This window comes from Micromonospora sp. NPDC047620 (genome assembly GCF_043205005.1).
GTDB lineage: Bacteria > Actinomycetota > Actinomycetes > Mycobacteriales > Micromonosporaceae > Micromonospora.
The window spans coordinates 57,071-70,993 of sequence record NZ_JBIDDG010000026.1; the positions used below are offsets into that span (position 1 = coordinate 57,071).

The following is a 13,923-nucleotide window of genomic DNA, read 5'->3' on the forward strand; positions in this document are numbered from 1 at the left end:
TCCTAGCGGGTGTCCGACGCGCGGTCATACCGGCCGATGGCGAGCGTCTTCCGGATGCGGCTCCGCCAGATCTCGTACGCCGGTGGTTCACCGGGCAAGGAATGACCGGGCCGTGCGCGGTCGGTGACCGCCGCCGCCTCGACCGGCGCGAGCCCGCAGAACAGGCGGGTGGCCGTCTCCACATGCGGGCCCACGAGCCCGGCGCGCACCCGGGCCGCCGCTGCGAACGCGGAGCCCTGGATCAAGTGGGCGCGGTATGTTCCGGCGCGGCGCCAGAGTTCGCGCAGCTCTGTCTCGTCCGCGCCGCCGGCGTAGGTGGCGGCCAGGCCGACACCGCTGTACAGGTCGGCCCGACGGGACTCGGCGAACCCGTCGACGAGTCGGGTTACCTGCAGCACATCGGCTCCGCCGACGAACCACAGCGCTCGGCCGATCCCCTGGTCGATGGCGCGGTTGGCGTAGCCCGTGTCGTCGTCGACCGGCCACGGGAACCGCTCTGCCTGGAAGTGCTCCATGACGTACCGCCGGGTATGGAAGTACGCCTGATGGAATCCGTACCCATCGAGGGCGAGCCAGCGCAGCAGCGGGTCCGGGGCGTGCAGCCTGTGCCACCGGAATCTGGGCAGTCGTGCCATCGCCCACCCGATTCCGACGTACGCCATGTAGACGTGCCGGTCGCCGGGGCCGGCGAGGAACTCCTCCAGTTTCCCGCCGCCGAACGGTAGGGCGTCGCGGATGGCCAGTGCCATCGCCGCGCCCTCGTAGCCGAATCCTCGGAACCGCGCGGGAATCCGCTCGAGGGCCGGCTCGATCTCGGACACCCGCCCTGCCTCGGCCGCGTCGCCGTAGCCTTCGAGGAACGTCCGGCCGATCGTCTCCAGGAGTGCCTGCGCCTGCGGTGACTTCACATGGAAGCCCCGGACGCTCACGTACGTGTTGTGCACCTCCGGCGTGAGGACGATGCGACGCAGCGAACCGATGAAACCCACTGGTACCCCTTACGTGGTCAGCGTCGACCGAGCGGGCCGGATACCCGTTCACGCGGCTCGCTTGCGGCAACGTCTTTCTGCGGCGGCAGAGCCCCGCCGCGTCATGATCAGTGCGCCGTCGTGTCCGACGGCTCCGCGTCGAAGTGGGCTCGCACCCGCTGACGCCACACCTCGTACGCCGGCTCACCTCCGGACGGGAATCCGTCGCCGGCGACGTCGTCGGCAAGCGCCGACGCGGCTGCGACGGAGAGCCCGGTCAGCGCGGCGACGGTGTCCTCGGTGTGCGGCGGCACCGCGGCAGAGAACGTTCGGGCGCGGGCGGCGAAGACTGCTCCCTGTGCCAGATGCGCCCGGTACGCTCCCGCGTGCCGGCGCAACGTTCCCAGCGCGGCGCGGTCGCAGCCTCCGGCGAAGGTGGCCGCCAGCCCGACGCCGCTCCACAGGTCGGCCCGGCGGCCGGCGGCGAACCTGCCCACCGCAGCGGTGACGTCGTCGACCTGGCCGCCGTGAATGAACCAGAGCGCGCGGCCGATCCCCTGGTCCGCGGCGCGCAGGAAGTAGTCGGGTGTGCCCTCCCATGGGTACGGGACGGGCCGCTCGAGCCTCCCAACCCATCGGTCGGTGTCGAAGTAGGCGCGGTCGAAGCCGTATCCGTCGACCGCGAGCCAGCTCATCGTCGGGTAGTACGGCGCTCCGGCCAGGTCCGGCACCACCCTGCGCCAGAGCGGCCGGGGCAACCTGGCCATGGCGAAGCCGATGCCGATGTAGTTGAGGAAGGTGTGGGGACGGCCCGGCCCGGCGAGCAGATCCCGCGCCCGGCGGGTGCGGTGCATCGCCATCGCATCCCGGATGGTGAACGCCATGGTGGCGCCCTCATAGGCGAATCCGCGCAGGTACGGGTCGACCAGCGCGAGGCGGCGCTCCACCTCCCACAGGTCGCGGGACTCCATGCCCCACTCGAAACCGCACACCACGGTCTGGGGAATCGTCTCGAGTTGGCGCGTCGCCTCCGACGGGGCGCCCGGGAACCGGCGCGCAGCAAAGCTGACCTCCCGCAATGACGGAGCCAGCGCGTACCGACGTAACGAACCGACGATGGTGGGCATCGTTCCCACTCTCCTGCCGTGGTGTGCAAAACAACCGTCACCGCTGGACGGCCGTTCCATCGTCAGCCAACGGGGCGCGCGATTCTTCTCCCGCTGTGCGTAGTCGACCCGGGTACGACCAGGCGATGCGCCGATGGCGTCAGCGCTCGTGAATCCGGGAAGCGTGCCCACCGGCAGGAGCGCACAGCGGAAGAGGACTCGGCCCGCACTCCTCGGCACGCTGAAATTCGCGACCTTCCCCACTCGCGCCCGTCCCCGTGTCGTCCGAATGACGCCATGGCCGGCGGAAAAGGGGCCACCTCAAGCTCGTAGAGGAATTCGGAATGGACAAGGCGAACGTATTCGCTGATCTGGCGGACGACTGCGCGGATCTCGATCAAATCCTGACCGACCTGGGTCCTGAGGACTGGACCCGCTCGACACCGGCGCCCGGCTGGCAGGTGCGGCACCAGGTCGCCCACCTGTGCGCGGTCTTCCGGATGGCCGCCGTCGCGGCATCCGACGCCCCGTCGTTCCAGGCGCTGATGGCGCAGCTCGGCGACGACTTCGACGCCAACGTGACCGCCGCGCTGTCCCGGTACCTCGACACCGGCGCAGCGGCGCTGCGCGGCCGGTGGCGCGAGGAGTGGACCGACACGGTCGAAGCGCTCGCCGCCGTACCGGAGGGGCAGACCGTGCCCTGGCTCGTCCGCCCGTTGCCGGCACCGGTCCTCGCCGCCGCCGGGATGATGGAACTGTTCGGCCACGGCCAGGACATCGCCGACGCCCTGCGGATCCGGCGCAACCCCACCGACCGGATCCGGCACGTCGTCGGCTTCGCCGTGCAGACCTGGGAATTCGGCTACCTCAGCCGCAACCTGACCCCACCGCAGCGGGGTTTCCGGTACGAGCTGACCGCCCCTTCGGATGCGCTGTGGGTGTACGGACCGGAGGACGCCGAGCTGATCACCGGCCCCGCCGTTGACCTCTGCCTTCTCGCCACCCGTCGGCGGCACCGGGACGATCTCGCGCTGACCGCCGTCGGCGCCGACGCCGACCGCTGGCTGGACATCGCGCAGGCCTACCGCGGCCCGGCCGGTCCGGGACGCCAGCCGGGTCAGTTCGGCCCACCCGCGGCCACCACCGGCGGCCGGTCGCACACCGCGGACGGGCAACCGTGACGGCCGGGCCGCCGCCGCCCGACCCGGTACGGACGGCGACGCTCGAAGCGTTCGCCGACACGATCATCCCCGGGACGAAGCGCTTCCCCGGCGATCGGGCCATCGCGGGCGTCGTGGACGACGCCGGCGCCGTGGAAGCCGGCGCCCTCGACCTGCTCGCTCACCCCGCCCTCGGGCTGGCCGATGCTCTGGACGGCATGGCCGGGCTGCTCAACATGCACGCGCAGACCTACGCCCGAACCCGGCGACTCACCCTGGACCCGGCGGTTCCCGCGTTCGTCGCCCTCGAATTCGACGACCGCACCGCCCTCGTGCAGGACCTCACCGATCCGTCCCACCCGGAGCGCGAGGTGTGGTTCGGCGCCGCCCTCTTCTGCACGATGGCGTTCGACAGCGCCCCGCACCTGTCCACCGCCGAGGCCCTCGACCAGGGCCACCCCGGCATGTCCATCCTCGGCTTCAGCAAACCGGACGAGGACGGCCTCTGGCGGTTCCCGCACTTCTCCTACCAGCGGCAGCTCGCCGACATCCATCCGCAGACCACGGCGACGGGAAGCCCCGCATGACCAGCATCGAGCAGACCGACGTCATCGTCGTGGGCAGCGGCTTCGGCGGCGCGATCCCGGCGTACCACCTCGCGGCCGGCGGCGCCCGGGTCGTCGTGCTGGAGCGGGGTCCGTGGCTCGACAGCACCGAGTTCGACCACGACTTCCTCCTCGGCTCGTCCTACACCCGAATTTTCGACTTCACGGTCGGCGACGGCATGAGCGTGCTCGCGGGCAACTGCGTCGGCGGCGGCAGCGTCGTCTACTTCGCCACGATGCCGCGGGCGCCCCGCTTCGTCTTCGAGCGCACCGGCGGCCTCGGACGGCGGATGTGGCCGGCATCGATCAACCGCGACACCCTGGACCCGTGGTACGACATCGTCAGTGACGCGCTGCCCGTCACCGAGCAGTCATGGAACGACGTTCCGTTCGCCGGTGGCCTGTTCGCCGCCGCCTGCGCCCACGCCGGCCGTACCGCGAACCCGGTCCCGTCGGCTATCGACAAGCCCAGGTGCACCAACTGCAACTGGATGATGGCCGGCTGCCGCTTCGACGCCAAGCGCTCCCTGCTGCTGAACTACCTGCCCGCCGCGCTCGCGCACGGCGCGCAGATCCGCCCGCTGCACGAAGTGCAGCGGCTGTCCCGGACCCCGGAGGGCGGCTACCGGGTCCACTACGACGTCATCGACGACGAGGACTACCGCGTCAGCCGCGGCGGCGGGGTGATCGAGGCGAAGATCGTGGTGCTTGCGGCCGGAGCCGGCGCCACCCCGGTCATCCTCCAGCGCTCCGAGTCGGAGCTCGGCACGATGCCACCGGCGGTCGGCCGCTACTTCTCCGGCAACGGGGAACGCCTGAACACCGCCGTCGTCAACGACGCCCGGGCCCGCGAGCTGCTCGGTCTGGACCGGGGTGACGGCACAGCGTACGAAGCGCACCAGATCGGAAAGGGCCCGTGCGTGGCCACCTGGGACAAGCTCGACGGGTCGCTGCCCGAGTACAGCCGCTACTCGCTGGAGCAGCTGTACTTCCCACCGGGTCTGGGCACCATCCTCGCCCAGGCGCCGGGCGCCGCCGGGCCGACCTGGTTCGGCCGGGAGAAGAAGGAGATGCTGCGCCAGTGGCGCTCCTGGCTGACGGTGTTCGCCATGACGGAGGACGACAACGAGGGCGTCTTCGGGGCGCCCCCGGCGCGCGGCAACGCGGAGCGGATCGCGCAGCAGATGCTCGGCCGTGGTTCGCTGCGCTACGACCCGACGGAGAACACGCTCCGGGGTTGGGCCGAATCCGACGCCGACGTCCGGGACATCCTGGAGCGCGACGGTCTGGCTCAGGTGCGGCCGTGGACCAACGACCAGGTCGGCGCGTACACGGTGCACCCGTTGTCCTCCTGCCGCATCGGTGACGACCCGGCGACGTCGGCCCTCGACGACCGGCACGAGCTCCGCGACCATCCCGGCATCTTCGTCACCGACGGGTCGGCGGTGCCGGCGGCGCTGACCGTCAACCCGGCACTGACGATCGCGGCCCTGGCCGAACGCGCGGTGCCGGGTCTGGTGCGTGCCGCGCAGCAGCGGGGCATCGCCGTGACGTACGGCGCGCCGTCGCCGGACGGTACCCGGGCGGGAGACCTGAGCCTGCGGCGGTCGAGGTGAACGGCGGCCCGACTCGGGGCAGCGGGGCGCCCATGGGCGCCCTGCTCGCCCGGCTGACCCGTGGGATCACCCAGAGCCACATCGAGCACCTGGGGCCCGTGCCGGTGAGGGGTGCGCCCGCCGGGGTCCGGTACGTCTACCGGCGGCTCGAACGAGAGTTCGGCCTGCTCGCGCCGCCGGTGACCTTGCACGCCGCCTCTCCCCCCGTGCTCGCCGCGTGTTGGGTGATGCTGCGGGAGGCGCTGCTGGTCGACGGACTGGTCCGGCGCGACACGAAGGAGGCCGTGGCCGCGGCGGTGTCCCTGGCCAACCGCTGCCCATACTGCGTGGACGTCCACGGCAGCGCCCTGCGCGGGCTGCTGCGCGGGCCGGACGCCCGTGCCGTGATCGACGATCGGCTCACCGAGGTCACCGAGCCGCGGCTGCGTACGGTCGTCGAATGGTTCCGTCATGACGGAACCGTGGCCGGGGTGCTCCCGCCGCGGGTCGATTCCGCCGAGATCCCGGAACTCATCGGCGTCGCGGTGCTGTTCCACTACCTCAATCGCATGGTGAACGTCTTCCTGGCCCCCTCCCCGCTGCCCATGGCGATGACTCCGCGCGCGGCCCGGGTCGCGCGCTGGCTCGCCGCCGCGACGATGGCCCGGCTCGCCCGTCGGGGCGTCGCTCCGGGCGCAGACCTCGATCTGCTTCCGCTGGCGCCGCTGCCGCCGGATCTCGGTTGGGCCCGCCCGAACGGCATCCTGGCCGCCGCCTTCGCTCGGGCCAGTGCCGCCGTCGACGACGCCGCGGAACGTGTCGTACCCGCATCCGTTCGAGGGCTCCTGCTGGACCTCTTGGCCGGCCCGGCGGGCCTCGGCGCGGTCACGGACCGGGCCGGCCTGGAGGCGTTGCTCGAGAACCTGCCGGAGTCGGACCGGGCCGCCGCGCGCCTGGCCCTGACCGCCGCCTTCTTCTCCTACCGGGTCACCGACGCCATGGTGGCGGGCTATCGGCTGGGCACCTGCGACGACCGCCGCCTGCTGGAGCTGGTCTCCTGGGCCAGCCTGACGGCGGCGCGGGCGGCCGGCCGGCAACTGCAGGCTGCATGGCAGGGCACCCCGGCCCCGGCGGCGCCCCGGAAGCGACGGGGATGACGTTGGAGGTCATCCCGCCGCTGGCGCCGGACGCCCTGCTCGTCTTCCTGGTCGCCGTCACCATCCTGCTCCTGACGGCCCGGGTCCTCGGACGCCTGGCCACCCGGGTCGGCATGCCCGCCATCGTCGGCGAACTGCTCACCGGGGTGCTGCTCGGCCCCTCCCTGCTCGGGCATCTGTTCCCCCAGGTGGCCCGGCTCCTGTTGCCCACCGACCCCGGCGACATGCACCTGATCGACGCGGTCGGCCAGTTCGGCGTGCTGCTCCTCGTCGGCATCACCGGCACCCACCTCGACCTGGGCCTGCTGCGCAGCCAGCGACGCACCGCGGTCGTGGTGAGCCTGTGCGGACTGCTGCTGCCGCTGCTCGGCGGAGCCGGCCTCGGGCTGGTGCTGGCCGCACCGGCGGGTGACGGGACGGCGGACCAAGTGCTGTTCGCGCTCTTCCTCGCCGTGGCGATGGGGGTGACCGCGCTGCCAGTCATCGCCAAGACCCTGACCGACATGGGCCTTCTGCACCGCACCGTGGGTCAGCTAATCCTCATGGCGGGCACCGTTGACGACGCGGTGTGTTGGTTCCTGCTCTCACTTCTGGTCGCGGCCGCCACGGTCGGCGTGAGCGCCGGCACGGTGGCCCTGTCGGTCTCGGCACTGGTCGGCTTCGTCCTCTTCGTGTCGACCGTCGGCCGGGTCCTGGTGCGGGCGGTGATGCGGCGCGTGGCACGGTCGGACGAGGCGGGACCCACGGTCGCTGCCACCGTAGTCGTCGTGCTGGCCGGTGCAGTGCTGACCCACGGGCTGGGCATGGAGGCCGCGCTCGGGGCGTTCGTCGCGGGCCTGCTCATCCGCGTCCCGGATCCGGCGAAGCTCGCACCGCTGCGGACGGTCGTGCTCACCGTGCTCGCGCCGATCTTCCTCGCCAGCGCCGGTCTGCGCATGGACCTGACGGCATTGCGTGACCCCGGCCTCGCGCTGACGGCGACGGCGGTGGTCGCCGTGGCCGTTGCCGGCAAGTTCGCGGGCGCCTATCTGGGTGCCCGGCTGAGTGGGCTGACGAGCTGGGAGGGACTGGCCGTCGGCGCGGGCATGAACGCCCGCGGCGTGGTGGAGGTGATCGTGGCGATGGTGGGTCTGCGGCTGGGCGTGTTCGACGTGGACATGTACACCATCGTCATCCTCGTCGCGATCGTCACCTCGGTGATGGCGCCGCCGATGCTGCGGATGACGCTCCGCCGGGTGCGGGTCGAGCCGGAGGAACGGCGCCGGTTGCGGCGGATCGAGGGCAGGGATCCCACGCCGGCGTCGCGTTAGGCACGTCCGGTCACGGCTGCGGACCCATGGTCCACGGCCGTGACCGTCTGCCCGCCGCGACCCACGAGGCCGACCACGCCCACGCCTGGGACGACGGCGTACGCACGGGTGCGGCGGCCCGGGATCCGGGCCGCCGCATTGCGACGCTGACTCCTCCTCCGACGCGGCCGGCCGATCCCGGTGTCGGCGCGAGTCGGCGCCGATGCGGGACGGTCGGACCGGTCGGGGATGCCAGACCTGGCTCAGACGATGCGCACGTGGGGGACGTAGAGGATCCACCGGCCGCCCTGCTCGACGAACTGGCGTTCCTTGGCCATGATCTCCTCCGCGTGGTTCCAGGCGAGCAGCAGAGCGTAGTCGGGATAGGGGTCCGAGAACGCCGCGTAGGGACGTACCGGGATGTGTGCGCCCGGTGACAGACGGCCCTGCTTCTCCGGTGTGGTGTCACAGATGAACGGCACCAGGTCGGGTCCGATTCCGCAGTAGTTGGTGACGGTCGCGCTCTTGGACGTGGCGCCGTAGCCGACCACCCGCCGGCCCGCGTCACGCAGGTCGGTCAGGAGTGCGACCAGATCCGTGCGGATGCGCTCGATCTGTCGGCCGAAGTGGAGGTACGTCTCGTGCTCTCCGATGCGGTAGCGGGCCTCCTCGTCGACCATCCGCGCCACACTCGGCCGGCGCTCGCGGGAGCCGGGGCGGGCGACGGTGTAGCGCACCGACCCGCCGTGGATCGGGATGCGCTTTACGTCGACCAGTTCGAAGCCGAGCCGGGCCACCATCGCGTCCACCGACCGTACGGCGAACAGGTAGAAGTGCTCGTCGTAGATCTGGTCGAAGTACGCGTACTCGACGATGTCGCTGACGTACCGGTCCTCGAAAACGAAGATCCCGTCGGCCGTGAGCAACCGGTCGACCCCGCGGAAGACCGTGTCGATGTCGGCGACGTGACTGACCGTGTTCGCCGAGAAGATGACCTTCGCGGGACCATCGGTGGCGAGGATCTCAAGGGCGGAGCGCTCGTCGAAGAAGTCGACCCTGACCCTGACCCCTCTGGCGGCGGCGGCCGCGGCGGCGCCGGCGGACGGGTCGACCCCGAGATGCCGTACGCCGGCGGCGCTCAGCGTATGGAGCATGATGCCGTCGTTGCTGCCGATCTCAACGACCAGGTCGTCGGCGTCGGTGAGCTCGGTGTCCCGCAGCAAGCGGGCCACCTCCTCGAAGTGGCTGCGCAGCCCGGCGGAGGTGGATGACCGGTAGGGGTAGTCCGGCCGGAACATGTTGTCCGTCGGCATCGGCTCCAGCTGCTGCACCATCGTGCAGTCGACGCAGATGCCCACCGCCAGCCGGAAGAAGGTCTCAGAGTCGACTTCCTCGGGCTTGAGGAAGGCGTTGGAGACCGGCTGCCTTCCGAGATCCACCCACTCCCGCACGGGCCCCGCACACAGTCGGCATGCCGGGGCGGCTGACACCAGCTCGCGGCCATTCACGTCGTCATGCTCCTTCACGGTGTCGCACACCGTCGGTCGCCCGCGCCAGCCGCCGCGACGCCGATCCGGCGGATGACCAGATACGGCAACGGCATACGTCGACGCCGGTCCGAGAGGCGGTGGCGTCGCGGCGTCGGCAGCGGCCCTGAGCAGGTGCCGACGATGGTGCGGGAGGCGGCCCTTCCGCCGTCGCACCGCCATCGTCGCGGCACCGCGGACCTCCCGGCATTTCTCAGGGTGCTCGACCTGGGCGTGTGCGGCGGCACGCCCGGTCCGAGGCCGCGCGGCGGGGCCGGCGGCGACGGACCCGGTCCGGGGCCGCCCGTGGGGTGGCCGACCGGTCGGCACCGCAACGGGGAAGATGCCGGCAGCTCGGCGCGGCGGCGAGGATCGGTTGGCATCGGGCGGGACGCAGCGTATCCCCAGTTCACCGTCTGCAGAGACTGCGGCCAATGGCTGCCGATTCCCCCGGCGTTTCTCCCGGTCCGACGCTGCGGCAACAGCGTCGGACCGGGAGTTGGTCTTGTGTACCGAGGATGAGGAGACGCGCATGGCCAGGGCCACATCACCGGGCGGCGTGCCGGGTCCGCCGGACCGCCCGACGGCAGGGGCTTCCGCGCCCCGGGCCGAGAGGACCTGACGTGGGTACGCAAACCACCGTTGCCGTCGTCGGCATGGGCTACGTAGGGTCGTGCGTCGCCGCGACGCTCGCCGACCGCGGTCTCCACGTCATCGGAATCGACACCGACGCCGGCCTCGTGGACAGGCTGAACAGCGGCAGCACGCCGCTGCGGGAGCCGGGGCTCGCCGACCGCATCCAGGCCGGGGTCGGCAGCGGCCGTCTCCGGTCGACGACCGACCACCGCGCGTCGACGGAGGCCGACGTCGTCCTCCTCACGGTCGCCACGCCGGTACGGTCCGACGGGTCGCTGGCCGACGACCACCTACGCGCCGCCTGCACGGCATTGGCCCAGCACCTGCGCGCGGGACAACTGGTGATTCTCAAGAGCACCGTCCCCCCGGGAACGACCCGGGACCTCGTCCGTCCCCTGCTGGAGGCGAGCGGCCTGCGGGCCGGGGCGGACTTCGCCCTGGCCTTCGCGCCCGAACGCCTGGCCGAGGGGACCGCGATGACCGATCTGCAGGCCCTGCCGGTCGTCGTCGGTGGCCTCGACGCGGACAGCACCTGGGCCGCAGCGGACTTTCTGGAACATGCGCTCGGGACCAAGGTCCTCACGCAGGACTCCCTGGAGGCGGCCGAGGTCGTCAAGCTCGCCGACAACTGGTGGATCGACCTCAACATCGCCCTCGCCAACGAGCTGGCCATGTTCTGCGACCTGTTCGGGGTGGACGTGCTGGACGTCATCAGCGCCGCCAACTCCATCCCGAAGGGAAACGGACACGTGAACATCCTGCGACCGAGCGTCGGCGTCGGCGGTTCCTGCCTGACGAAGGATCCCTGGATGGTGTGGCGGTCCGCCCGCCGGCACGGGCTGGACATCGCCACCGCGCGGGTGGGTCGCGAGGTCAACCAGCAGATGCCCGGCTACGCCGCCCGGCTGATCCTGGACGACCTCGCAGCCTGCGGGGTGGCCCCGTCGGCGGCGACGGTGGCGGTCCTGGGGCTGGCCTTCAAGAACGACACCGGGGACCTGCGCGCGACGCCGACCCGCGGCGTGGTCGACGCCCTGTCGGCCGCGGGCGTGCGGGTGCGAATCCACGATCCGTTGGTCGACCCGGTCCACGCACGCGAGACCTTCGGGCTACCCGTCACGGCGACGGTCGAGGAGGCGGTGCGCGACGCGCACTGCGTCGCCCTGCTGGCCATGCACCGGGAGTTCAGGTCCCTCGACTTCGCCGAGCTGCCCGTCGCCGAAGGCTGCCTCGTCCTCGACGGTCGCGCCTACCTGCCCAAGGAGGAGATCGCCATGTTGGAACGACTGGGCTACACCTACCGCGGGGTGGGCCGATGAGCGCGCCCCGGGTCGTCGTCACGGGGGGACACGGCTTCATCGGCAGTCACCTCGCGGAGCGGCTCGTCACCGCCGGGGCGGACGTGACCGTCCTGGACGGCGGCGACCCGCCACCGCACCTCGACCTGCTGCGCCGGCACACCCGGCACGTCCGAGGGGACATCCGCGACCCGGACCGGCTGGCAGAGGCAATCGCCCCCGGGGTGGACCTGGTCTACCACCTCGCCGCGGCGGTCGGCGTGGACACCTACCTGAGCGACCCGCTGGAGGTGATCGACACCAACTTTGTCGGGACGATGCGGGTGCTGGAGCGGGCCACGGAGGTCGGGGCGCGGGTCGTCGTCGCCAGCACCAGCGAGGTCTTCGGCAAGAATCCTGCCGTGCCCTGGAGCGAGGACGCCGACCGCGTCCTTGGCCCGACCACCGCCCAGCGGTGGTGCTACTCCTCCAGCAAGGGGCTCGCCGAGCACCTCACCTTCGGCTTCGTGCAGCAGCACGGCCTCGCCGCGTCCGTGGTCCGCTACTTCAACGTCTACGGTCCCCGCCAGCGGCCCGCCTACGTGATCAGCCGCAGCGTCCACCGGGCACTGAACGGCCGGCCGCCGATCGTCTACGACCAGGGACGGCAGACCCGCAGCTTCACGTACGTCGCCGACGCCGTTGAGGGCACCATCCTCGTCGGAGCCTGCGACCGGGGCATCGGCGAGGCGTTCAACATCGGCAGCATGCGGGAGACCACTATCGCCGAGGCCGTCGCTCTCGTGGGCGCCGTGAGCGGAGCCGCGGAGAGCGCCGTCGCAGCCGACACGGCGGAGCAACTCGGCGCCGGGTACCAGGACCTGCCGCGGCGCATCCCCGACGCCACCCGGGCGCGGACGTTGCTCGGCTGGAGCGCGGAGACGCGGCTGCGAGAGGGCCTGACGCGCACCGTGGAGTGGGCGCGCGCCAACCCGTGGTGGCTGGCCCTGTCCGACAGCGGTGCCGGTCGGTGAGCCCTGGGACGCGTCCGCTCACCGGGGACGAGTACGTCGAGTCGTTGCGCGACGGTCGGGCGGTCTACCTCCACGGTGAACGGATCCGCGACGTGACGGTCCACCCCGGCTTCCGCAACCCGGTCCGGATGACGGCGCGGCTGTACGACGCACTGCACGCCGAGGAGCACCGCCCGGTGCTTACCACGGCCTGCGACGCTCCGGGGAGCGACGGCTACACGCACCGGTTCTTCACGACCCCACGCAGCGCGGAGGACCTGGTCGCCGACGCGGGTGCCATCGCCGCTTGGGCCCGGATGAGTTACGGCTGGCTGGGGCGCAGCCCGGACTACAAGGCGTCGTTCCTCGGCACCCTGGGCGCCAACGCCGCCTTCTACGAGCCCTTCGGCGACAACGCGCGGCGGTGGTACCGGCAGTCGCAGGAGAAGGTGCTCTACTGGAGCCACGCCATCGTCCACCCACCGGTGGACCGATCGCGTCGGCCGGACGAGGTGGCGGACGTGTTCGTGCACGTCGAGCGGGAGACCGACGCGGGTGTGGTGGTCAGCGGTGCCAAGGTGGTCGCCACCGGTTCGGCCCTGACCGACCACATCTTTGTAGCCCACTACGGCCTTCCCGTGGCCAAGCGGGAATTCGCGCTGGTGGCGGCCGTGCCCACCAACGCGCCGGGGGTCAAGCTGATCTGCCGCCCGTCCTACACGGCCACCGCGAACGTGACGGGAAGCCCGTTCGACTACCCGTTGTCGTCCCGGCTGGACGAGAACGACACGATCCTCGTCCTCGATCAGGTTCTGATCCCGTGGGAGAACGTCTTCATCTACGGTGACCTGGCCAAGGTGCAGACGTTCGCGGGGCGGTCGGGCTTCACCGAGCGGTTCACCTTCCACGGATGTGTCCGGCTCTCGGTGAAGCTGGAGTTCCTGGCCGGTCTGCTGGCCAAGGCGCTCGAGACGACCGGCACCGCGGACTTCAGGGGCGTGCAGAGCCGGCTGGGCGAGGTGCTGGCGTGGCGCAACCTGTTCCGCGGGCTGGCCGAGGCGGCCGCACGCGAGCCGGTACCCTGGCACGATGGCGCCGTCCTGCCGAATCCCCGGTACGGCATGGCATACCGGTGGTTCATGCAGGTGGGCTACCCCCGGGTCCGGGAGATCATCCTGCAGGACGTGGCCAGCGGCCTGATCTACGTCAACTCCGGCACGGAGGACTTCCGTAACCCGGAGCTGCGACCGTACCTCGACCGGTACCTGCGCGGTTCGCAGGGCGTCGAGGCGGTCGACCGGGTCAAGGTGATGAAGCTGCTGTGGGACGCCGTCGGCTCCGAGTTCGGCGGCCGGCACGAGCTGTACGAGCGAAACTACGCCGGCAACCACGAGAACACCCGGATCGAGTTGCTGGCCGGCGCCATGGCCGGCGGGGATCTGGACCGGTACAAGGCGCTCGCCGACGCGTGCCTCGACGAGTACGACCTCGACGGCTGGCGGGTCCCGGACCTCACGACGTACGACGGGCCGTGGCCGATGCACGACCGCCAGCCCTGACCCGCACCGCCCCCGACCGCCACACCGCGCGT

General features: G+C 71.6%; 11 protein-coding genes. 8 read left to right on the forward strand and 3 right to left on the reverse strand.

The window, feature by feature from the left end; genetic code table 11:
• Positions 1–2 precede the first annotated feature (2 nt).
• Together ACGF5C_RS26470 and ACGF5C_RS26475 are read right to left on the reverse strand one after the other, a co-directional pair.
• Positions 3–989, reverse strand: coding sequence for a DUF1702 family protein (locus ACGF5C_RS26470; RefSeq protein ID WP_393305822.1), 987 nt, complete (start codon positions 987–989; stop codon positions 3–5).
• 107 nt (positions 990–1,096) lie between these two features.
• Positions 1,097–2,095 carry a DUF1702 family protein gene (locus tag ACGF5C_RS26475; RefSeq protein ID WP_393305824.1) on the reverse strand — a complete coding sequence of 333 codons (999 nt, stop codon included), beginning with the start codon at positions 2,093–2,095 and terminating at the stop codon, positions 1,097–1,099.
• Between the two features lie 323 nt (positions 2,096–2,418).
• Here ACGF5C_RS26475 and ACGF5C_RS26480 point away from each other — a divergent pair, with 323 nt between their 5' ends.
• Genes ACGF5C_RS26480 through ACGF5C_RS26500 form a run of 5 tightly spaced genes read left to right on the forward strand, consistent with a single transcriptional unit; the run spans position 2,419 to position 7,901 of the window.
• The gene (locus ACGF5C_RS26480) at positions 2,419–3,255 is read left to right on the forward strand and encodes a TIGR03084 family metal-binding protein (RefSeq protein WP_393305826.1); all 837 of its coding nucleotides are present in this window, start codon (positions 2,419–2,421) and stop codon (positions 3,253–3,255) included.
• A complete protein-coding gene (locus ACGF5C_RS26485; RefSeq protein WP_393305828.1) occupies positions 3,252–3,821 on the forward strand; it encodes a DUF5987 family protein in 570 nt (189 codons plus the stop codon). The genes ACGF5C_RS26480 and ACGF5C_RS26485 overlap by 4 nt, the downstream gene beginning before the upstream one ends.
• Positions 3,818–5,455, forward strand: a complete 1,638-nt coding sequence (locus tag ACGF5C_RS26490; RefSeq protein ID WP_393305829.1) for a GMC family oxidoreductase N-terminal domain-containing protein — start codon at positions 3,818–3,820, stop codon at positions 5,453–5,455. Before ACGF5C_RS26485 ends, ACGF5C_RS26490 begins: the two co-directional genes overlap by 4 nt.
• Positions 5,456–5,487: 32 nt before the next feature.
• A complete protein-coding gene (locus ACGF5C_RS26495; RefSeq protein ID WP_393305831.1) occupies positions 5,488–6,591 on the forward strand; it encodes a carboxymuconolactone decarboxylase family protein in 1,104 nt (367 codons plus the stop codon).
• The gene (locus ACGF5C_RS26500; RefSeq protein ID WP_393305833.1) at positions 6,588–7,901 is read left to right on the forward strand and encodes a cation:proton antiporter; all 1,314 of its coding nucleotides are present in this window, start codon (positions 6,588–6,590) and stop codon (positions 7,899–7,901) included. The genes ACGF5C_RS26495 and ACGF5C_RS26500 overlap by 4 nt, the downstream gene beginning before the upstream one ends.
• A 242-nt stretch (positions 7,902–8,143) precedes the next feature.
• On the opposite strand, the gene ACGF5C_RS26505 is transcribed toward ACGF5C_RS26500, so the two are convergent.
• Complete coding sequence (locus ACGF5C_RS26505; RefSeq protein ID WP_393305878.1) at positions 8,144–9,346, reverse strand: methyltransferase domain-containing protein; 1,203 nt, start codon at positions 9,344–9,346, stop codon at positions 8,144–8,146.
• Positions 9,347–10,029: 683 nt separating this feature from the next.
• On the opposite strand from ACGF5C_RS26505, the gene ACGF5C_RS26510 reads away from it, so the two are divergent.
• The 3 genes from ACGF5C_RS26510 to ACGF5C_RS26520 are packed head-to-tail and all read left to right on the forward strand — an operon-like array spanning position 10,030 to position 13,891.
• Positions 10,030–11,361 carry a nucleotide sugar dehydrogenase gene (locus tag ACGF5C_RS26510; protein ID WP_393305835.1) on the forward strand — a complete coding sequence of 444 codons (1,332 nt, stop codon included), beginning with the start codon at positions 10,030–10,032 and terminating at the stop codon, positions 11,359–11,361.
• Positions 11,358–12,353, forward strand: coding sequence for an NAD-dependent epimerase/dehydratase family protein (locus ACGF5C_RS26515; RefSeq protein ID WP_393305836.1), 996 nt, complete (start codon positions 11,358–11,360; stop codon positions 12,351–12,353). Before ACGF5C_RS26510 ends, ACGF5C_RS26515 begins: the two co-directional genes overlap by 4 nt.
• Positions 12,350–13,891: a 4-hydroxyphenylacetate 3-hydroxylase family protein gene (locus ACGF5C_RS26520; protein ID WP_393305838.1), complete on the forward strand. Its 1,542-nt coding sequence runs from the start codon at positions 12,350–12,352 to the stop codon at positions 13,889–13,891. Before ACGF5C_RS26515 ends, ACGF5C_RS26520 begins: the two co-directional genes overlap by 4 nt.
• The last annotated feature ends 32 nt before the right edge of the window (positions 13,892–13,923 follow it).